The sequence below is a fragment of the Actinomycetota bacterium genome, from assembly GCA_014360655.1.
GTDB lineage: Bacteria > Actinomycetota > Geothermincolia > Geothermincolales > RBG-13-55-18 > JACIXC01.
Map to the genome: position 1 here is coordinate 24279 of JACIXC010000015.1, position 20038 is coordinate 44316.

Genomic DNA, 20038 nt, shown 5'->3' on the forward strand with positions numbered 1-20038 from the left:
AGCCACCTGCCGGGCCAGTGCGCCATGGTGGGCATCCCCGGGGTGGGGGAGTCCATGTTCTGCATCTCCTCCTCGCCCACGGAGAAGGGTTACCTCCGCTTCAGCATCATGAAGATGGGCAAGAACACCACCGCCCTGCACGAGCTGGAGGCGGGGGATTCCTTCTTCGTGCGCGGACCACTGGGGAACAACTTCCCGCTGGAGGAGTGGAAGGGGAAGAACATCATCACCATCGGCGGCGGCATCGGCCAGGCGCCCCTGCGCCCCGTGATCCAGTGGATCCGCGACAACCGCGACGATTTCGGTGAGCTCACCGTCATCTACGGCGCGCGTACTTCCGCGGACCACTGCTTCAAGACGGAGTTCGAGGACCTCAACTCGTGCGGGGACGCCTGCTGCCACCTGGCGGTGGACGTGGAGGAGGAGGGATGGCCCCACTTCGTGGGCTTCGTGCCCACCCTGCTCATGGAGGTCTCTCCCTCCCCGGAGAACGCCATCGCCGTCACCTGCGGGCCACCCATCATGATCAAGTTCGTCCTCCAGAACCTGGAGAAGCTGGGCTTCACCCCCGACCAGGTCTACACCACCCTCGAGAACCGCATGAAATGCGGCATCGGGAAATGCGGGCGCTGCAACGTGGGCCATCTCTACGTGTGCAAGGACGGCCCGGTCTTCTCCTATTCCCAGCTCAAGGAGATACCCGAGGCCTTCGCTTGATCGCGTGACCGGCGCGCGGTCTTTTTTACGTGGTGGGGCGGGGCTCTTGCTCCGCCCCCGGCGTTTCCTCAGGCGCCTTTCGATCGGGTATGTTTGCCGACGGGACGGAGTGGTCCCGACCCCTTCAGTGCCTGTAGGGGAGGCGCAGGAGCCGAAGCGGTTGCTCGTGCTAATATCTGGTTACGGATGGAGGAGAGGATAAGCCCCGCGGTGAAAGGTTTAGCGGGGAATGCGGGCGAAGGTGGGATGGATGGGAAGATGAGAAAGACCGGGAAGAGGGAGAGCTTCAGCAAGGGGCAGGTGGAGGGATAGATGATCTTCCGTCTCAACGCGGCGAGCGTTATACGGCACATGGTATTGGCGGCCGTTGCGTTCCTGTGTGCCCTCGTCGTCGTTGCGGGGATGGCCCTCTTCGGCCTGGACGTGGCCTTCGCCGGACATGTCTTCAAGGGCGTATACGTGCAGGGGATAAACATAGGAGGCCTGAGCCGCGAGGAGGCGCTGGAGAGATTGAGAAGCAGGCTTGACCTGGAGGCGCTCAACCGCGACCTGGTACTCGAGTTCGACGGCAACTCCTGGCCACTGCCCCTCTTCCAGATAGATGCCTACGTGGACCTGGAGGCCACGGTGGATCGGGCCATCGCCGCCGGAAAGCAGATACCTTTCTACGAACGGTGGGCGAACCGCGTGGCGTTCCGGGGACTGGACCGGGACGTGGGGTTGGTCGTCCGCTATGACAGCCGCAAGCTGGAAGCCTTCCTTTCCGAACTGGAGTCCACCATCGACCGGCCGGCGATCAGCGCGGAGATCCGCCTGGAAGGGAAGAGACTCGTCTTCCAGAGGTCCCAGGTGGGCTGGGACCTGGACATGGACCAGGCGAGGGAAGCCATAGTCTCCGGGCTCTACTCCACGGAGCGCACGGTCGCACTCAGCATAGAGGTCACCGTTCCGCCGGTGACCGACGAACAGGTGGGCAAGGTGATCGTGGTGGACAAGACCAATCACCGCCTGACCCTCTACAACAACATGGAGGTGGAAAAGCAGTACCCCGTGGCGGTGGGCATGCCCTCCTGGCCCACCCCCAGCGGCACCTATAAGGTGATATCCAAGCAGAAGAACCCCTCCTGGGTGAATCCCGGGACCTCCTGGGCGGCCACCATGCCTCCCTATATCCCCCCTGGTCCGGGAAATCCACTGGGAACGAGGGCCATAGGAACCAGCGCGCCCGGTGTCTTCATCCACGGGACCTACAGCTCATGGTCCATCGGGTCTTCGGCCTCTCACGGGTGCATACGCATGTACATCAGGGATTCGGAGGATCTTTTCGAGAGGGTCGAGATAGGGATCCCGGTACTCATTTACTGACACGCGTCAAATGTCCGGCAACACCTCGTCCACGGAGAGGTCCGGGCGCAGGTCGTTTTCGGATTTACGGGCGCACGGTCGAGCGCGGAGCCTGGCCGCCGTAGCGGTAATGGCGCCGCAGGTCGTGGAGTCCGGGAAGCCCCGCAGCCGGTGGATGCTTAAAGGGTCGCTCCGCCCACGTCGAGACATGGGGTAGTATTGGGACGGCTTCGTGGCGGGAGCAATAATATGTACGGCAACATGTACGGCTTCGGGCGGGTGGTATGCTTCGCGGTGAATGGGTCTTGCTTTGCCATTCCTGCATGCCAATCGGCAGAAGATCGCCATATGCTCCCATACGACGGCGGTGATGATGCGAGGAGGGCTTACGCGCGATGAAAAAGGGCGTTCTCCTGATCACTGGGATGATGGTTCTCATGCTGGCGACGGCCGTTCCCGCCGGGGCCGAGGAACCCGGGGTTACCGTGGGGAAGGGAGGTAGCCTGCCTCCCCCCGGGGGCCTCTCCGTGCTGCAGAGGCCTGAGGACGTGGGGAGGCGCGTCGCCCTTACCTGGCAGCCAGTCCCCGGAGCCTTCGGCTACCTGGTCTATCGCGCGGAAGGTGCGGGCGGCATGCTGGTCCCCGTGGGCGGCAGGGCCGCCGATTCCATGCGGGAGTACCCCGTCTTCCTCGACGACGCCGTGGAACCGGGAAAAAGATATCATTATGCTGTAGCCAGCGTGGACGGAGAGATGCGGGAGGGTCCCCTTTCCCGCAGGGTGGATGCCTCCCTCGCTCCCGGCGTACGGACGGCGGGTGGGGCGAAGAGCATGACCTGCTCCCTCAGCGACCAGCGCATCTACTTTTTCGAGGGTGACCAGCTGGTCAACGTCATGCGTTGTTCCACCGGGCTCAGCAACGCCACTCCCACGGGGAACTTCCGCATCCTCGGGCATTACCGCAGCCACGGCGGCCTGGGTGGAGCGGTCTGCGATTACTGGATGTCCTTTACCTCCGCGCACGGCATGCACGCCTGGCCACGCGGTCTACGCGGCTATGAGACAGGCCTGGGGGCGCCCGCCTCCCATGGTTGCATCCGCCTGCATCCCCTCGAGGCCTACTGGCCCTTTTACTGGGCTCCCGACGGGACTCCCCTCCACATCACCTACGCTTCGCTGGCCAGAAGGGTCATATCGGGGTGTCACGCCACCATCGGGGCAGCACAGCTCTCCCGGGACTGGTATTTCGCCGAGGGTTACACCTCGGAAGGGTACGACACCTACCTGCTGCTCTCCAATCCAGGAGGAAGCGGGACCGTGGCCAGTGTCGCCTACCACCGGGAGGACGGTTCGGTGGTGGAACAGAACGTGAGCCTGGCACCGCACTCGCGCCTGACCATCCCCGTGGACCAGGTCCCCGGTATGGATGCCGTCTCCTTTTCCGCTCACGTCCATGCGGGGGAGCCCATCGTGGCCGAGCGTGCCGTGTACTTCGCCGCGGGGTCGCGGGACGACGGCACCGCCACCATCGGGGCCGCGCAGCTCTCCCGGGACTGGTATTTCGCGGAGGGATACACCGCCTCGAGGTTCGACACATACCTGCTCCTCTCCAACCCGGGCGATACGGCCACCGAGGCCTGGGTGCATTTCCTCCTCGAGGGCGGGGGAACGGTCGATCTACCATATGTCCTGGCGCCGCACTCGCGCCTGACCATCCCCGTGGACGCCCTCCCGGAGCTGGGAGATGCCGCCTTTTCCATGCACGTCCACGCGGGCGAGCCCATCGTGGCCGAGCGGGCCATGTATTTCAACAAGGGCTATATTGGCGGGGGCCATGCTTCCGTCGGCGCCACGCAGTCCTCCACCACCTGGTATTTCGCGGAGGGATGCACGCGGCCGTTTTTCGAGGACTACCTGACGGTGGGGAACCCCAATGACGAAGGCACCTTTATACACGTCGATTACCAGCTCCCGGACGCCAACCTGCCCCGGGATTACTGGGTCGGAGGCCGCTCCCGCCTCACCATCCCCGTGAACGCCCAGGAGGGGTTGGGGGGAAAGGACGTGGCGTGCAGCGTTTTCTCCGATCTGCCGGTGGTGGCGGAGAGGTCCATGTATTACGACCTGGACAGCCACCGGGGCGGACACGCCACGCTGGGCTCGGGCCTTGCTTCCAGGGACTGGTATTTCGCCGAGGGGTACACGGACCAGGCCTTCGACACCTACCTGGTACTCTCCAACCCGGGAGACGCGGGCGCGAGCGTGGGCCTTGAGTTCTACCGCGAGGACGGCGCCGTGCCCGCCTTCGTTGCCTACGTGGGTCCACACCGCCGCGTAACGGTGCGCGTGGACGACCTCCCGGGCCTGGAGCGCGCGGCCTTCGCCATGGCGGTCCATTCCGACCAGCCGGTGATGGCGGAGCGGGTCATGTACTTCGTGATGACCCGCGGCTACTGAACCCTTAACACCTCGGGGTCAGGATCCGTCCGCGAACGTTTTCCGGTAGGCCCGTTCCGTCCTGTCGAGATAGGCTTCCATGTCGAACTTGCGGCGCAGCCCGTCAGGGCTCATCCAGCGCACCTTCCCGGTTATCCGCCTCTCGGCGAAGGGCCGGTCGTGCTTCCCGAAACACCACAGGACGCCCGCGTAACCGTTGGGGTCCCTCCCGTCCAGCTGGTAGCGGTCGTTGAGGTAAAGGGCGATGCGCAGGGCTTCCCCCGGCGACCGCGTCCATTCCAGGATCTTCTTCCCCCAGTACATGCGCATGTGATTGTGCATGCTTCCCGTGCCAAGCATTTCCTTCTGGGCGGCGTTCCAGAAGGGATCGTGGGTGCGTGCTTCCTCCAGTTCATCCAGGGTATAGAGATAATCCCTGCGGTCGCCGGCGTGCTCCCGCAGGGTCTGCAGGGCCCAGGCGGGAAGGGCTTCCAGGGAATCGTAGGCGGTATTGTAAAAGACAAAGTTGACGCTGAGCTCGCGGCGCACGATGAGCTGTTCCAGGAAGGCTTCCGCGCCGGGACCCCCGGCATTCCTGACCTCCAGGGCCACCTGCAGGGGGGAGACCTGTCCGAAATGAAGGTAGGGGCTGAGGCCGGAGGTATAATCCAGCTCGGGATGGCTGGAAAGAAGGTGGTAACGGTCCAGTTTTTCCCGGATGAAGAAACGCAGCCTGGCCTTGGCCTCGCTGGTACCACCGATGGGGGAATCCACGGGAGACGGTGCCCGCAAGGGCCTCAGGTCCTTCATGAGGCCGGCCGGATCGGACAGGTCCAGTCCCTCGATCTCCAGGCCGTCGCCCCGGCGTTTCGGTTCCCGCTGTGCGAGGGGTACCAGGAAATGATGGAGGACCTTGGAGATCTTGCGCCGGAAGGTGGCCGCCGAGTATTCCTCCTTGGAAGAGGCGGTCTCCACCGGGACCACCACGTCGCTTTCCACCTGGACGACGGGGCACGGGGCGCGCCCGGAGACTTTCCTGCGCCATTCCCTCTGGTGGCGAAGGTAGCCGCGGTCCATGACCAGTAGGGCCGCCTCGCCGGCCAGGTCCAGGGCACCCTTTTCCGGGGAAGTCGCGCGCACCACGAACTTTATGCCCCGCTCCTGCAGGGACGCACTCACCTCCCCCAGGCCTTCGAGCATGAAGGGGTAATGGCGCCGGTTGGCTCCCGGGTACCTGCCGGTGATCCCGAAGAAGACGACCAGCGGGAGATGGAGTTGGTCCGCCATCTCCACGGCGTATTCCAGGGCATGGTTGTACTCGGCGCGCTGGGAAGCCTGCATCCAGTAGAGGACGTAACGCCCCGGCGCCGGCGTGCCCGCCTTGAGAGACTTTATTCGTTCGCGCTGGATCAAAGCCGTCTTCCTCCTCGAGCGGAACCGTGCCCGACCCCGTTCATGTCCCGCGAGCGCTTAAAGGTCCCTGCCCTTGCCGGAATCGGCTATCAGGGCCAGCTCCTCGGGGTAGGGGTGGAAATAGGTCTGCCCCGCGAGGTAGTCTTCCCCGAAGCGCGCGATCCAGGAGCCGACGACGAAAAGCGGGGCGCTCAACGGTACCCTCCCTTCCCGGTATTTCTGGAGAGCTTCCAGGAAGTGGGCTTTTTCCCCGGCCGTGAGCATATTGGAAAAATAACCCAGGGCATGCATGAGCACGTTGATGTCGGAGGTGCGGCGCGGGGGTCTGGCCAAGGCCTTGAGGAAGCGCTCACGGTAGAGCGCGAAAAGTGTCCCGGCCTCCTTGCGGTCGGGATTGGCCACCAGCCTTCCCAGCTCCTTCAACGCGGCCTGGTTATAGGCCATGAGCAGGAACTTGTTGCGGGCGTGGAAATCGACCAGCGCTCCCGCCGACCCCTTTGCCGCTGCCGCACGAAAACGTGCGTGCGCGAAGACGCGGGTCAGGAAATGCTCCCGCAGGCGGAAATTCTTCAGCCTGCCCTCGCTTTCCGCGGGAAGCAGGGGGAATCTTCGCAGCACCTCTTCCCCGAAGAAGCCGGGACCCTTGTCGATGGCCCCCGAGCTTCCTCCGCCGTAGGGGAAGACCTTGACGTCGCCGATGCCGCACGAGGGGGAACGGGCCTTGAGGAGGAAGCCGTCCACCTCGCCCAGGGAAGAGAGGAAGGAAGAGCAGAAAGAGAGCATCTCCCGGGTGACATCCCTGCCGGTGGCAGGCTGTACCAGGCGGCGCCCGTCTTTCCCCGCTTCGACGTGGATGGGATCGCGGGGCACGCCCAGGCCTATCTCCACTTCCGGGCACGCGGTCATGAAATCCACGTGCTCGGCCAGGAGCTCCACGAACTCGTCCCGGATGATCTCCCCGTTCCAGCGGCAGTTATCGAAACCGAGACACCTGCTTATGACCAACACGGGCCTCGTCGCCGCATGTGTAGCGGGCATTCCGCACCCCCTTGCTTTATCCTTTTGAGCGGGCGCCAGGGCCGTGCGAACTGCTTCCCCTTGTGCGGTGACCCCGGGTACGGGAGCCTCGGCGTGCCTCTTCCCCTCGCTCGCCCAGGGGTCAGGATACCAACACGCAGTTCTTGCCCATCTCCTTGCCCTGGTACATGAGCGCGTCAGCCCTGGATAACAGCTCCTCGGGCGAATCCGCCTCCCCGGCCAGGGTGCCGCCCACCGTCATGGTCACTTTAATAAGGCGGTCCCCCAGGCGCAAACCGGACTGTTCCACCAGTCGGCGCAGCTTCTCGCCGACCCGGAAGAGCCTTTCCCGGTCGACGTTCACCACCAGTGCCGCGAATTCTTCCCCGCCCCACCTGCTCACCGTGTCGAAGGAACGCAGGTTATTGCTCATGGTAGCCGCTCATCTTCAGCACCCTGTCGCCCACCTCGTGCCCGTGGGTGTCGTTGACCGACTTGAAGTCGTCCAGGTCCATGTAAAGGACCCCGAACGACCACCCGGATCTTTCCATCTCGCCTTTGCGAAAACGCAGGTTCATCTCGCCGTAGCGGCGGTTTCCGATGCCGGTAAGGGGGTCCAGGAGGGCTACCTTTTTCAGTTCCTCGATGGTCTGCAAGTTGTCCAGGTGCGAGGTCGCGTCGCCGAAGATCTCCACCGCGCCGATCACCCTGCCGCCCGGATCCTGGATGGGAGACACCTTTATCTGCACCGGGACGCGGTGGCAGTCCTTGTGGCGCAGGTAAAGCACCTTCTCCCTGTCGAGGCCGTCCTTCAAGGTCCTGACGGCGGGGAAGAGGTCGCTGTCGCACAGGCGATTGCCGTTTTCATCCACGTGCTCCAGGATGTTCTCGCGGCAGTAGCAGCCCACCACTTCCTCGGCCTTGTAGCCGGTGATCCTCTCCGCGCCGTGGTTCCAGTAGGTTATGCTCCTCTCGGCGTCCAGGAAATAGACGCCGTCGTAGAGGTTGTCCAGGAGTTGCTTGTAGAACCCCTCTTCGTAATGCATGGCGTTTCCTTTATTCTGCGGGCCTTACTTGAATTATACCCATTTTGCAACACCGGATTCTGAGGAGGATCAGCACGGCGCCGGCACGCCAGGTGGAGTCGCAGAGCGGGTTCTCACCGTGAGGACGTGCGCGGTGCCTTGCGCGGGAGCACTTTCAGAAAGGCTTACAGCTTTTCCAGGGCGCCGGTGGTCACGTGCCCCACGTTGTTGGACAGGTCCCCGATGCGCTCCAGGTTGCTCAGGGTGTCCAGGAAAACCACCCCGGCGGCGCCGTCGCATTCCCCGCGGTTCAGGCGCTGGAGATGGTTGCGGCGGAAGCGGCTGGCCATCTCGTCCACCAGGTGCTCGAAGGACTGGTAGTGGAGAGCCTCCTCGGGGCTCTCCTTCTCGAAGGCGTCGATGATGCCCTGGTACATGTCGATGACGGTTCCCGAGATCTCCTCCATCTCCTGGACCGCCGTTTCCGTGAAGGAGAGGCCGTCCTCCGACTTGTTCATGGCCAGGTACATGATGTTCTCCGCATGGTCCCCGATGCGCTCGATGTCGTTGACCGCGTGCATGTAGCCCACCAGGCGCTCTGATTGCTCGTCGGCGAGGGGTTCCTGGGACAGCTTGGACAGGTACTCGATTATGGAGTGGGCCAGGCCGTCCACGATGGATTCCATCTCCATGAGCTGCTTCTTGCCGCCCCGTTCCATCTTTTTCAGGTAACCCATGGAGGTGTGCAGCATTTCCAGGGTGATGCGCCCCATGCGCGTGATCTCCTTGCGCGCCATCTCCAGCGCCAGGGCCGGGTTGTGGAATATGCGGGGATCGAGGAAGAGGGGGTCCCTTTCCGCGATGGGTTCCTCGCCCCGCTTGATCTTCTTCACGAGCCAGATGAACTGGTTGATGAAGGGAAGCCAGACCACGGTCATGGTGAGGTTGAAGAAGGTGTGGAACCAGGCGATCTGGCGGGCGATATCGTCCGGTCTGGCCCCGAAGAAATCGGATATGTTCAGGGTGACCTTCGGTAGAAGGGAGAGGAAGGGAAGGAAGAGCAGGGTGCCGGAGATGTTGAACAGGTAATGCGCCACGGCCACCCTCTTGGCGGGCAGGCTGGCGCCCAGGCTGGCGATGAGGGCGGTGATGCAGGTGCCGATGTTGCAGCCGAGGATGATGGGGATGGCGATGCGCAGGGGATCGGCCCCGTTTATGGAGAGTACCCCGGCGGCGCCCATGGCTATGACCATACCCGTTGTGGCCGAGGAGCTCTGCACCAAGCTGGTGATGATGACGCCCAGGAGAAGCCCCAGGAACCAGTTACCCCCGTATCTGACCAGCCAGCTCTCGAAGGTCCCCGATGTGCTCAGGGGAGCCAGCCCCCCCTTCATGAGCTCGATGCCCAAAAAGAGTATACCGAAGCCCAGCAGCACCTGCCCGGTGTATTTCCATACCTTCCTATTGGAGAGCAGGTAGAGGGTGAAGCCCAGGCCGATGCAGGGGAAGGAAAGGGTCTTCACGTTGAAGGCCACGATCTGGCCGGTGACGGTGGTGCCGATGTTGGCCCCGAAGATGACCGCCACGGACTGGGAGAACTTCATGAGCCCGGCGTTGACCAGGCCCACCAGCATGACGGTGGTGGCCGAGGAGCTCTGGATGAGGGCGGTGACCCCCGCCCCCACGAGCGTTCCCCGGAAGCGGTTCCTGGTCAACCCTTCCAGCATGCGGCGAAGCCGGTCCCCCGCCGCCAGCTGCAGCCCCTCGCTCATGAGGTACATGCCGAAAAGAAAGAGGCCCAGGCCTCCGAAAAGGACGATGACCCCGAACCAGATGGAGGTGGCCTCGAGCTTCATATTTCAGTTTTTCTCCATGAAAAACAGGACTTTCTTGGCGACTTTTCCTACTTTTCCTCACCCAAGGCGGAATTATATAGTCCTGATGACGTTCCCACAAGGGGGCAAGAGTGAGCGCGGGGCGCAATTCCGCAAGAGCCTCAAAGAGGTAAGCGGAACGTTCAAACAGGGGATCGAAACCGGTGTGATTCGTTGAGCGTATGGCGAGGTTATGCTATCATAACCCACGGAATTCCCTTGGGGGATCGTCTAACGGTAGGACGCGAGACTCTGGATCTCGTTGTGAGGGTTCGAATCCTTCTCCCCCAGCCAGAACCGAATATGGAATGCGTGGCGCATTAGTCTAGTTGGCCTAGGACGCCGCCCTCTCAAGGCGGAGATCGCGGGTTCGAATCCCGCATGCGCTACCAAGCTCAAGGCCCCCGCAAGGGGCCTTTTTATGGAGTGCGGGGAAGTGGATGTTCGTGAAGGACGGCCGCGGATGCGAACCTGGGATACAAGCGATGGTAATGTCGACGCGGATAAGAGCCGATACAGGACGAAACGGGTTGTGCAGCGGCGCGGGTTCGCATGCTGGAGGAAGGGAGGAAAGGGATGAGAAGAGAGGCTTTGAGCTCGGTGGTTTTAATGGCGGTGTTCCTGGCGGTTGCTGCGGTGCCGTTGGGATGCGGCAAGGCCGCAGCGAAGCCGGAGATCAAGTCCCTGGAGCCGGAGAGCGGATCGCCGGGTAGCGAGGTGGTCATCAAGGGAGGAGGGTTCGGATCCTCACAGGGAACCGGGGTGGTCTTCTTCAGCGGAAAGCAGGTAGAGGTGGTTGCGTGGTCGGACACCGTCATAACGGTGAAGATCCCCGTGGACATGGCAGAAGCCGCGTACGGGGTAAAGGTGGAGACGGAGAAGGGCGCCAGCAACGAGGTGGAGTTCAAGGTCACCGGAAGGGCCTCCCAGGCCCCGAAGATAACCTCCCTGGAGCCCGGTAGCGGCAAGTCGGGAGACGAGGTGGTGATCAAGGGCGAGAGGTTCGGCGCCGCGCAGGGGAACGGCAAGGTGCTCTTCGGCACCGGCACGGCCCAGGTGGTCAAGTGGTCCGACACCTCCATCACCATCGTCGTGCCCCCCAACCTCGGCAAGAACACTTACGGGGTGACGGTCAAGAATGACGCCGGAAAGAGCAACGAGGCCATCTTCAGGATCGGCAGCGACGAGGAAAAGTTCACGGAGCAGAAACAGGCCATCATCGATTACCTCAAGGCGCAGGGGCAGTCCACGGCGGGCTCCGAGCAGTGGACGGTCACGATGGTCAAGCGAAGCTCACAGGATTCCAATTGGGAAGTTCTCAAGGTCACCGCACCCGGAAATCCCCCCTTCGAGGCGGTACTGATCATGAACAACATGCTCGGGGGCTGGGAGTGCCTGAAGACGGGCGAGCCGCCCTGGACGGGGCTCGAGTTCAAGGGCGAGCCCATCCCCTCCGACATCGAGAAGGTCTGATCCTGAGGGCGCCTGGCGGCCCCCGGGAGGCGCCCGTTCGTTGCGGCTTCTCAATAAGGTCCCGCCCCTGGTTGTGAAACCCGTCGAGGAAAGGCCCCTGCGCCTGGACGGGCGTAGCGGGCGTGGAGGCGCTTATTCGCGAAGGAACCCATGTCCCGTATAAACAGAGCTAAGGGTAGCCGAGCATGCGCTGGGCATCCGCGGAGAGGGAGGCGCCCATGTACGACAACGAATTCCGCGTGGACATGCGGAAGGTTCTGGCCCGCCGCAGGCGCATGCTGCGGCGGAGGAGGCTCAGGAGAACGCTTTTCGTAGTGACCTGCTTGGCGCTGCTGACGGCGTTTATCGTTTTTTCGCCATGGGGTCTTGGGAAGAACCTGTTTTTCGGGAGGGAATCCGAGGGGGACGGGGCGGCAGGGAAGGCGCATCCCGCCGACGGCGGGAGCCCGGGAGACGGCATCGCCTTGCTCGGCGATAAGGACGGCGGCGGGCCCCAGAGTAGAAACGTGGATACGCTACCGTCCAGGAAGGAAAAGGCCTCGCATCCCCAAACGCCCACCGTCGCCATCGTGGTGGACGATACCGGGAGCGATGTCGCCAACCTCGAGCGCTGGCTGGCCGTGGACGCCCCGGTGACCTTTGCGGTGTTGCCGCACTGTCATGCATCCGCCTCCACGGCGGAACGCCTTTACGCCGCCGGGTTCCGCATCATGATGCACATACCCACGGAGAACGACCCGCCCAACTCCTTCTCCGGCATCGGCCAGCTATCGGTGGGCATGAGCCGCGACGCCGTCTTCGCCACTCTCGACGACGACCTGGCCACGGTGCCACATGCGACGGGCATCAACAACCATCAGGGCGGCAGGGGATGCAACGATTACCGGCTCATGAGCTACATGTGCCGGTGGGCGAAAGAACGCGGGCTCTTCGTGGTGGACAGCGACAGCTCCACTTGCAGTCAGGTCACCAGGGCCGCCCAGGAGCTCGGTCTTCCCCGACGCCGCAACCAGGTCTTCATAGACCACCACAACGAGCCCGACGCCATCAGGGAGGCCATGCGCCGCCTGGCGAGGATCGCGCGCCAGGAGGGTACAGCCATAGGCATCTGTCACTTCCACCGCCCCAACACGCCTTCGGTGGTGGGGGAGATGATCAGGACGCTGCGCGCCGAGGGCATCAACTTCGCCTTCGTGGAGGACATCCACAACTGAGGACACCCCGCCGAAGATCGCCGCGACATGGGTGGCGCCCCCAGGTTTTTCCAGGCACAGGTATTCGTGGGATCTTTCCCCGGCACACGTCTCGGCGGAGTGAAAGGCCCGCGACGGACCGTGGGTGGAACCGCCCGGCGACCGCTCGCGGGCCCCGCTATCGCAGGCCGCGCGGTATGGCCTGGTCGTGCCGTCGAGGTCGCCTGCAGGGGATCCCGGTGAGGTCCCGGCGTCGATGGCCGGGCTGTCCTCAAGCAGGCGGTGACCCACAGGACCCTCCGAGGGCTCGAGGCCATGGCGATTGGCAAGTTATGGCAGCTGGCAGGCCTTGCCCTCCGCGGCGTCTTTCCCGGGTTGCGGTCTTTCCCGGGGAGCGGTCTTTCCCGGGGAGCGATTTCTCCGTTACGACCCCACTGCTTATGACTGCCCGGTTGACCTTGACATATATGGATGTATGTAGACAGCGGGCGGGCGCCAAAGGCGGCTTCGCCCCAGCGGGCTCTTCGTTGACGGCTTGCGGGGGCCCCTCAAGTCCCGTGGCGGCCGCTCACCTGCCGGGCGCGGCGGCGGCGTTCCCGGCTCAGCAGGTAGAAACCCTTCCCCGCCGCCTCGATGAAACGGAACTGGTTCATGGCCCGGGGGACTTTCAAGGCCCACCTGCCGCGGAGGGAAAGCACCGCCTCCACCCGGCGCGCGGGGTCCAGCGTCACTTCCTCCACGATCACCCCTTCGCGGTCGTCCAGCTGGGCCCTGACGGTGCCGTCCCCATCCACGATGCAGGTGTAGCCGGGGAAGCTGGATTTCTGGGTCAGGAAGGGGAGGCCGGGTACCGGCGAGGTCCAGGGGCCGCACTTGTTGACGAAGATAACCGGGATGCCGAGCATCGCCGCGTAATAAGGTGCGAGGTTCTTCAGGTTATGGTTGTATGCCCGGACCGCCCCGGCGGGGAAGAAGAGGTTGGGCATGGGCGAGGGTGCGGAATGGGGCATGAGGAGGATTTCCGCCGCTTGCGAGCACATGAGGCGCGGGGTGTAGGCCAAAAGGTTCTCGTAGCAGATGCCCACCCCGATCCTCCCGATACCCGTTTCTATGACGTGAGGCCCCGCCTCTCCCCGCGTGAAGAAGGCCTCGGCGAAGGCGGGGGTCTGCTTGCGCACCCTGCCCGCCGTGGTGCCCTGCGGGTCCACGAGGACGAAGCTGTTGTAGAAATCATCTCCCTCGGCCTCCAGGTAACTGGTCCCCAGCCATATCCCCAGGCGTCGGGAGGTTTCCCGCAGCCAGCGCATGGTGGGGCCATCCGCGGGTTCCGCCGCATCCCAGATCTCCTTGCTGTAGACGTACCCGGTGGGCATGAACTCCGGGAACACCACCACCAGCGCTTCACTGGCGGCGGCCTCCTCCGCCAGGACGGTGGCACGTGCCAGGTTCTTCTCCACCGCCCCGTTCTCCGAGGCCATCTGTACCGCCGCCACCCTCAGGGTCCTCGCCTCGTCGCTCATGGCGCACACCTCCCGGCTTCATGGTAGTACTTCCCCGCCTTTCCGCGCACGTCGTCGCCCATGGCTGGTTGCAGAGATCTTCGGGGCAATGCTCAGCGGGCCGCGAAGCTCCCAGCGTTACGGGGAAATGTCTCAATCGATCATGATGCCTCCGTCGAGGATCAGGGTCTGGCCGGTCATGTAGGTGGCGTCCTCCACCAGGAAACAGACCGCCTTGGCTACCTCCTCGCAGCGCCCGAAGCGCCGCATGGGGATGCGGGGGATGATCTTGGCCTTGTAGTCCTCGGGCATCCAGCCGATCATCTCCGTCTCTACGTATCCGGGAGCGATGGCGTTCACCCGGATCCCGTAACGGGCCACCTCCCGTGCCAGGCATACCGTGAAGCCGGTGACCCCACCCTTGGAGGCGGCGTACGCCGTGCCACCCGCCATGCCGATCATGGAGACGATGGATGAGATGTTCACCACGCACCCCGGCGCCTTGCGGCGGATCATGTCCTCCACCGCGTACTTGCTCGTGTAGAAGTAGCTGAAGAGGTTGACGTGCAGGACCCTCTCCAGGTCCTTGTCCTCCATCGCCTGGATGGGAGCGAGGTGGGTCATGCCGGCGTTGTTCACCAGGATGTCCACCCCGCCCAGCTCCTGCACGCATCTCTCCACCACCGTGCGCGCTCCCTCCTCCGTGGCCAGGTCGCTCTGCACCACCAGGGCGCGCACCCCCTTCGCCTCCGCCAGTTCGCGCACCTCGTGGGCGGCGTCCACGCGGCTCTGGCAGCAGACGACCACGTTGGCCCCGCGATCCGCCAGTTCCAGTGCGATAGCCCTCCCGATGCCCCGCGAGGAGCCGGTGATGATGGCGTTGCTCCCCTCGATCATGGCCCGCTCCCTTCTGCTACGTCGCACCTCCCGGTCACGTTACATTATACCTGCCTACCTGTTGGGAAACGCCGCCTTGCCACGCATGCTTTCCCGCTGGGCGGCCCTTCCCGTTAACGCTCGAAGGCGCCGATGTCCCAGGTGCCGCCGCGGGGGCGTGGATTGCAGTCGAGATCGTCGGAGGGCGCGTCAAAGGATGAGCCGGCGTCAAGCGCCTGGCTGCCGTCCCGCAGGCGATAATCGCCCGATACTCCCCAGGCGGGAGCGGCGAAAAGCGGGTCGCCGCTGAGGTTCCCCTCGCCCAGCTCCCCGGCCTGTAGATCCGCCGCGGTGTAATCCCGGCCGTTGGCGTGCACCTGTATCTCCTTTCCGGGGCGGTAAAAGAGGTTGTGGTCGGCGAGCAGGCTGACGTCATCCCCGAAGTAAGCGGGGCCGTGTCCGCCGGCGACGATGGTGTTGCGCAGGACCAGGTGCACGGGGGCAGACCCCTCGTACTGCGCGTATAGGGGGTAGGCCTCCCGCTCCGGGTTGTCGTGGATGGTCACGTTGATCACCTCGAAGCGAGCCGCGCCGCCGCCCTCTGCTTCGATCACCAGCCCGGCCCAGGGCGAAGGGCCTCCCACCCCGTCACCGGTGCCGTATATCAGGGTGTTGGTGACCATGCTCCCGTCGCCCCATAGCTTGACCCCATCGCAGGTGTTATTGGCCACCACGCAGTGGTGTATGTAGGTGTTCCGCGCCTTGCTGTCCAGGCCGTCCCCCAGGTTGTGTTCCGCGCGGGTGTATGCGATCTCCACCGGCCCCCCCGAGGGCTCGATGCCGAAGCCGTCGGGCCTGTCGTAAGGGCCCGGCCCCGGCCCGCCACGGTAATAGTGGCCGGAATAGGAGAGCTCGCATCCACGCACGAGAACGTCTCTCCAGCCCGACTCGCCGACGGGCCCGCCCATGCCGCCGAAGCCGCAGTGGGTTATGATGCAATCGAGCACCTGGAGGTCCTCCACGTCCGCGAGGTCCATGCCCATCTCGTCCAGGTGATGGATATAAAGGCCTGCGATGATCACGTGTCTCACCGGCCCGGCCGCTCCCGTGATCCCCGTCCTGAAGGGAGCTCCTCCGTCGCTGGTGATCTCCAGGTTTTCCAGGCGCAGGTAAGCGGCGCCCGAGATGTCCACGGCGGCGAGAAGGTCGTCGCTTCCGGCGAGGACGGGACGCTTCCCGTCCTCGCCCCTAATGGTGATCCAGGCTTCCGGTGTTCCGGGGGGAGGCATGATGATGTCCGCGTCGTATTCTCGCAGGGCGTAGCGGCCTCCCATGATGACCAGGGTGTCGCCGGGAGAGAGCCGCCTGGATGCGTACCCGGGCGTGGCCCAGGGCGCCTCCCTGGTCCCGGGGCCGGAATCGGAACCGGAGGGGGAGACGTAGTAGGTATGACCGACCCCGGCGCCCGCTGCGCTTATCTCGTCCCCGGGAGGGCATGCGGGACGGGAACCGCCGCAGCCCGTGGCCACGGCGATCATGATCGCCAGAAGAAAGAACACCGTATGCCTTGCGCGAATTATATGGAATATATTGCCATGCAACATGCGGCGCACCTCGCATCGTGTAACCGCGTGCCATCCGTCGGGACATCGGCGCAAGGCGCATGCGTGCCTCCCGACACGGCCGCCATGCTCCCGCCGTCTCCGGCCACTCCCGGCCTCCTCATGTCAGCCACGGGAACCCCTTTCCGGACCGGGTGAAGCGGGGCGGCGGGCGAGGGCGGTGAGGGAGCTTCCCAGGGGAAGGCCGGGGCCGGCGGCCACCCGCGCCTCCAGGGCTAGTATGCCGGTGAGTGCCCGGTTGAGGGGGCCGGGGAGGAGCCGGAGGTCGGAGGCGGCATCCTCCACGGCGGCCTTCCTGCTCATGATGCGCACCGCGGCTATGGGGGGGAGCAGGGTGAAGACGAAATAGGTGACCTTCACCGGCTCCAGGCCGGCACGGGGCAGCATTTCCATGATCTGGGAACGACGGTAACGGCGCACGCCGCCCACCGCCAGGTCATGGCCGCCGCGCAAAAACTCCAGGGCGGGCAGGTTGAGCAGCAGGTATCCTCCCGGGGCCAGGACGCGCGCCATCTCCCGCAACGCCGCCAGGTCGTCCCGCACCTCGCGGTGGTAGATGACGTTGAGGGAGAGCACCAGGTCGAAGGAGCCGCCGGCGAAGGGAAGAACTTCCACCGGGGCACGGTGAAGCTCCTCGAGGCCTCGTTCCCGGCAGCGCCGCAGGGCCTCGTCGCTCAAGTCGAGCGCCGCCAGGCGCCGGGGCCGGTACCTTTCACGCAACCACTGCGTGAACCCCCCGGTGCCGCAGCCGGCGTCCAGCACGCGTTCCCGCGCCTGCGACGGGCAGTAGCGGTCGAGGAGGAGCCCGTAGAGGCGGCGGTGCCCCAGGTACCACCAGTGGATGTCCTCCACGTTGCGAAGGGTCTCGTACTCGCTCTCCTTCATGCGGGCACCCTCGTTTTCCCCGGCACGCCGTCAACGCGGCGCTTCTTCGCCCCATGGTAAGGTCAAGGGTGCGCGAAAGGCAACACGCGCACCCGGCAAGGGGTGGCGTGGTGGATGGGATTTAGTGGTTCTTTATGCGGAAGGAGGCCTGCAAGTGCAGGTCTTCGGGGCGGGAGGACGAACCCGCGAAGAGGCGGTAGGTCGTCTCCTCCACCTCCCAGCGGCCCTTTTCCGCGTCGTAGTACGCCAGGTCGCACGCCCTCAGAAGGAAGGGCACGGAGCGGGATTCGCCCGGCGCGAGGCGCACGCGTGCGAAGCCCTTGAGCTCTTTCACTGGTCGCTCCACGCGGGAGGAGGGGTATGCGACGTAGAGCTGGACCACCTCCTCGCCGGCCATGCCCCCCGTGTTCGCGACCTCCGCCTCCACGCGGAGGGAGCCCTCGGGCGACATCTCCTCAGCGCTCAGGCGCAGGTCCCGGTATTCGTAGGTGGTGTAGCTGAGGCCGAAGCCGAAGGGGAAGGCGGGGCGCATGCCCTGCTTGTCGAAGAGGCGGTAGCCGTGGTAATAGCCGTATTCCAGACTCCGCGCCTTCTTGTCGAAGGGGGGCAGCTGCTCGTTGTCCTCCGGGAAGGTCACCGGTAGCTTGCCGCAGGGATTGACCTCCCCGAAGATGATGTCCGCCACGGCATTGCCGCCCTCCATCCCCGGGTACCATGCCACCAGGACGGCTTCCACCTCGTCCCGCCAGCCGGAGGTGAGCACCGCGGAGCCCCCTTCCAGGACCACGATGCAGCGGGGACTTGCTTTGGCAACTACTTCCAGGAGACGTACGTCCCGGGGCCGCAGAGAGAGGTCCTCCCGGTCTCCTCCCGCCTTTACCGGCCAGGGCATGTACTCCCCCTCGTCCCGTGCGGTGAGGCCCACAACCACCACGCAGGCGTCGGCGTTGCGCGCCGCGCGGCTGGCCTCCTCCAGGTCGCCGCCGTCCCGGTAGTCTATGCGCACCTCATCGCCCGCGCGCTCGCGCAGCCCCTCCAGCACCGTCACCGCGTAAGGGGGACGCACGCGGCTGGAGCCGTGGTCGCCCAGGTTGGCCAGGTCCGCCAGCCGCCCGATGACCGCCAGGCTCCTTATCTCTCCGCTCCGCAGGGGGAGCGCGCCGCCCTCGTTCTTCAGCAGTACGACGGATTTGCGTGCGGCTTCCAGGGCCAGCGCGACATGTTCCCGGCATGCCACCTTCCGCCGACCGTAATCGCTCCGGGTGCCGGTTTCTGCGAAGCGGGCCTTCTGGCGCAGTATCCTGGTCACCGCCTCGTCCACCACCGACATCGGCACCCTGCCGTCCCGCACCGCCCTGCGCAGCCTCCTGCCGAAGTGGAAAGTGTGCGGCATCTCGATGTCAAGGCCTCCCAGGGCCGCCTTCACCGTGTCGCGGGTCCCCAGGACGAAGTCGGACATCACCAGTCCCCGGAAGCCCCATTCCCCCTTGAGGATATCGCGCAGCAGGTGCGAGTTGTGCGCGCAGTATGCGCCGTTCACCCGGTTGTAGGCGCTCATGACGGCGGCCGCGCCCTCGTCCACGCAGCGCTTGAAGTGGGGGAGGTAGACCTCGCGCAGGGCGCGTTCGTCCACGCGCACGTCCACGCGGAAACGGGAGCACTCGATGCTGTTACAGGCGAAGTGCTTGACGCACGCCATGACGTGTTTCTGCAGTCCACGCACCATTGCGGCACCCATCTCCCCCAGGAGGTAAGGGTCCTCGCCGTAGGTCTCCTGGGCGCGTCCCCATCCCGGATGGCGCAACAGGTTGATGCATACCGCGCCGAGGAAATCGGCTTCCTGGGAGCGCGCCTCCACCCCCATGGCCTCCCCTATGCGCTCCTCGAGCGCGACGTCCCACGTGGCGCCGCGGGCCATGGAGACGGGAAAGCAGGTGGAATGGTCGAGGGACACCCCTCGCGGCCCGTCGGTGAAACGGATGGGGGGGATTCCCAGGCGGCGGTCCGCCCCGCTGCGAAAGGGGCGGTAGTTGTACCTGGCGAGCGAGATCAACATCTCCCACGGTTTCATGTGCCCCGACATCTGGCGCGTCTTCTTGCGCAGGCTCATGCCGGACACCAGGGCGCGCAGCGCTTCCTCCCTCTCCCTGCCCTCGGATTCCAGCACCGCGGTCCAGGCAACGCGCTTGGATGCTGAGGCCGCCCGGCGGTTTTCGTCCCCGCGGGCCATGCCGCTGCCGCGCAATCGTCGTTTCGCCATGGGTATCTCCCGTGCAGGAAAGGGGCCGGGTCGGCGCCCGGGTGTGCCGGCGCGGGCGTTCGACCGGCGAGCGGGGCGCCTTTACGGCCCCATCATACCATGCAGGGTGTGGCGATGAGGACACGTTGCGGCCGCGAGGTGATCCCGCATGGAGGAAGGCCCCCGTGGGCGGGCGCCGATCCGCGGTGCCCTCGCCGGCCGGCACGCGGGCGCGTGCGGAACGCGGGCACGTGGTCCGTGGTGGTGTCGCGAACCCGCGTCATGAAACGGCGCCTTCCAGGCAAGGCGGGGCATCCTCTACGGGGGCATCGACCTTCGCGGCATGAGGGTTTGTCCCGCGGCGCTAGCCCTCCCTCGGGTATGGTCCATCGGTTGGACATGGTCCTACGAGATGTCCCAACGGAA

At 64.9% G+C, this 20038-nt stretch carries 13 protein-coding genes, 2 tRNA genes and 1 pseudogene; 7 read left to right on the forward strand and 9 right to left on the reverse strand.

The genetic code is table 11. From position 1 onward, the window contains the following. Positions 1-24 precede the first annotated feature (24 nt). From H5T73_10290 to H5T73_10300, 3 genes are all read left to right on the forward strand, one after another. A complete protein-coding gene (locus H5T73_10290) occupies positions 25-717 on the forward strand; it encodes an FAD/NAD(P)-binding protein (protein MBC7248150.1) in 693 nt (230 codons plus the stop codon). Positions 718-1029: 312 nt separating this feature from the next. After that, positions 1030-2082 (forward strand): L,D-transpeptidase/peptidoglycan binding protein, encoded by a 1053-nt coding sequence (locus H5T73_10295; protein ID MBC7248151.1) that lies wholly within the window; start codon positions 1030-1032, stop codon positions 2080-2082. A 374-nt stretch (positions 2083-2456) separates the two neighbouring features. Then, the gene (locus H5T73_10300) at positions 2457-4517 is read left to right on the forward strand and encodes a L,D-transpeptidase family protein (protein ID MBC7248152.1); all 2061 of its coding nucleotides are present in this window, start codon (positions 2457-2459) and stop codon (positions 4515-4517) included. A gap of 18 nt (positions 4518-4535) precedes the next feature. Here the strand turns inward: H5T73_10300 and H5T73_10305 are convergent, their stop codons facing one another. The 4 genes and pseudogenes from H5T73_10305 to H5T73_10320 all read right to left on the reverse strand — a co-directional run bounded on the left by H5T73_10305 (position 4536) and on the right by H5T73_10320 (position 9807). Continuing rightward, the gene (locus H5T73_10305; protein ID MBC7248153.1) at positions 4536-5909 is read right to left on the reverse strand and encodes a deoxyribodipyrimidine photo-lyase; all 1374 of its coding nucleotides are present in this window, start codon (positions 5907-5909) and stop codon (positions 4536-4538) included. A 57-nt stretch (positions 5910-5966) separates the two neighbouring features. Next, positions 5967-6947, reverse strand: a complete 981-nt coding sequence (locus H5T73_10310) for a DUF523 and DUF1722 domain-containing protein (protein MBC7248154.1) — start codon at positions 6945-6947, stop codon at positions 5967-5969. A gap of 121 nt (positions 6948-7068) precedes the next feature. Beyond that, positions 7069-7972: pseudogene (locus H5T73_10315) on the reverse strand (GGDEF domain-containing protein). A 164-nt stretch (positions 7973-8136) separates the two neighbouring features. Next, the gene (locus tag H5T73_10320; protein ID MBC7248155.1) at positions 8137-9807 is read right to left on the reverse strand and encodes a Na/Pi cotransporter family protein; all 1671 of its coding nucleotides are present in this window, start codon (positions 9805-9807) and stop codon (positions 8137-8139) included. Positions 9808-10045: 238 nt separating this feature from the next. Between H5T73_10320 and H5T73_10325 the strand changes: the two genes are divergently transcribed. The 4 genes from H5T73_10325 (at position 10046) to H5T73_10340 (ending at position 12512) form a co-directional block, all read left to right on the forward strand. Next, positions 10046-10119 (forward strand) — tRNA-Gln (locus tag H5T73_10325). Positions 10120-10139: 20 nt separating this feature from the next. Further along, positions 10140-10217: transfer RNA gene (locus tag H5T73_10330), tRNA-Glu, on the forward strand. Between the two features lie 184 nt (positions 10218-10401). After that, positions 10402-11298, forward strand: coding sequence for an IPT/TIG domain-containing protein (locus H5T73_10335; GenBank protein MBC7248156.1), 897 nt, complete (start codon positions 10402-10404; stop codon positions 11296-11298). A 185-nt stretch (positions 11299-11483) separates the two neighbouring features. Beyond that, positions 11484-12512: a divergent polysaccharide deacetylase family protein gene (locus H5T73_10340; protein ID MBC7248157.1), complete on the forward strand. Its 1029-nt coding sequence runs from the start codon at positions 11484-11486 to the stop codon at positions 12510-12512. 527 nt (positions 12513-13039) lie between these two features. On the opposite strand, the gene H5T73_10345 is transcribed toward H5T73_10340, so the two are convergent. The 5 genes from H5T73_10345 to H5T73_10365 form a co-directional block, all read right to left on the reverse strand. Continuing rightward, entirely contained in the window at positions 13040-14011 is a 972-nt protein-coding gene (locus tag H5T73_10345; protein ID MBC7248158.1) for a carbon-nitrogen hydrolase family protein, read from the reverse strand. Positions 14012-14143: 132 nt separating this feature from the next. Next, on the reverse strand, positions 14144-14887 hold the full coding sequence (locus tag H5T73_10350; protein ID MBC7248159.1) for a 3-oxoacyl-ACP reductase FabG: 744 nt from the start codon (positions 14885-14887) through the stop codon (positions 14144-14146). A 113-nt stretch (positions 14888-15000) separates the two neighbouring features. Beyond that, positions 15001-16425, reverse strand: coding sequence for a right-handed parallel beta-helix repeat-containing protein (locus tag H5T73_10355; GenBank protein ID MBC7248160.1), 1425 nt, complete (start codon positions 16423-16425; stop codon positions 15001-15003). A 168-nt stretch (positions 16426-16593) separates the two neighbouring features. After that, positions 16594-17373 carry a class I SAM-dependent methyltransferase gene (locus H5T73_10360; GenBank protein ID MBC7248161.1) on the reverse strand — a complete coding sequence of 260 codons (780 nt, stop codon included), beginning with the start codon at positions 17371-17373 and terminating at the stop codon, positions 16594-16596. 121 nt (positions 17374-17494) lie between these two features. Beyond that, positions 17495-19633 (reverse strand): glycoside hydrolase family 3 C-terminal domain-containing protein, encoded by a 2139-nt coding sequence (locus H5T73_10365; GenBank protein MBC7248162.1) that lies wholly within the window; start codon positions 19631-19633, stop codon positions 17495-17497. Between the last annotated feature and the right edge of the window lie 405 nt (positions 19634-20038).